The 1,212-nt window shown below is 59.1% G+C and carries 1 protein-coding gene; it reads right to left on the minus strand.

Features of this window, described 5'->3' with window-relative positions:
* The coding region (locus AC0L3N_RS33845; protein ID WP_473552023.1) for an aspartate aminotransferase family protein at nucleotides 1-1,181 on the minus strand (1,181 nt) is incomplete at its 3' end.
* Nucleotides 1,182-1,212: the final 31 nt, after the last annotated feature.

Genomic DNA, 1,212 nt, shown 5'->3' on the forward strand with positions numbered 1-1,212 from the left:
CGCGGGGTGTAGAAGCCGCGCAGCAGCATATCGAGATGAAAGAGCTTCCGTTGCGTCGGGGTGGTCGTGATCTCGGTGGGATTGCGGGGTGCTAGAGGCTGGAAATGCAGTGATAGAATCGACCCATAGCCACCGATCGTAAGCGCCGTTCTGCGCTCTTTTGCAACTTCCGAGAGGCTGTGGCGCAGCTTGTCGCCGCGAGCGTTGACCGCCTTAAGCGCTTCGACAGTTGCCACTTCGGTGAGACCGATATGGCCAGCCGTCATGGTCAGCACGTTATTATTGAACGTGCCGCTGTGGAGGATCGCGCCCGGACGGGATGGGTCCAGCCGATCGATCAGCTCCGCCCGTCCGCCGAAAGCACCGAAAGTGAGGCCGCCGCCCAACGACTTGCCGAGCGTTGTGAGATCAGGATGGACTTGGAACAAGTCCTGGAGACCGCCCGGGGAGAAGCGAGCTGTTACAACCTCATCGAAGATCAGAAGCGCCCCACACTTATCCGCCATAGCCCGAAGTGCGGCGAGAAAGGCACGGTTGCCTAAAATGCCACCGCCGCTCGCCATCATGGGTTCGACGATGATAGCTGCCGTCTCTTCACCGCACTTGTCCAACACTCGCCGGACATCTTCCTCGTCATTGTAGCGAGCAAAGCGCATCTGCGGTTTGTCAACATTCAGCGGCGCTTCAACATTTACATAGGTCGCAAGGCTTCCGTGATATCCACCGTGAAAGGCAAGGACCAGCGGCCGGCCAGTTACTGCACGCGCCAAGCCCATAGCCACCAAATTGGCTTCCGTCCCAGAATTACAGAAGCGGACGCGTTCGATCGACGTGAACCGCCGGCATATGGCTTCGGCAAGCGCTACTTCGTGGGCATGAGGGCCGCCAAAGCTGATGCCGTCGTCGAGCGCACTCCGGATGGCAGCCAGTATCACCGGATTGGAATGACCGTAGAACCCGGCCGTCATGTCGTTGGTGAAGTCGATATAGTTGTGCCCGTCGACGTCGGTGAGGCGACCGCCTGCCGCGCTTTCGATGAACAGGGGGAATGGATCGTAGTAGAGTACGGCTCTAGAATTGCCGCCAGGGAGGAATAGGCTCGCGGACGAAGGTTGCACACGGCTCGTGGGATTGATGCTGGAGTACCGGGCCTCCAATTCTTCTATTGCGCCTTCGATCATAGCGGGTTGCTCGGCGGGCGACGGTTTCATT

The organism is Mesorhizobium sp. WSM4807, assembly GCF_055811615.1.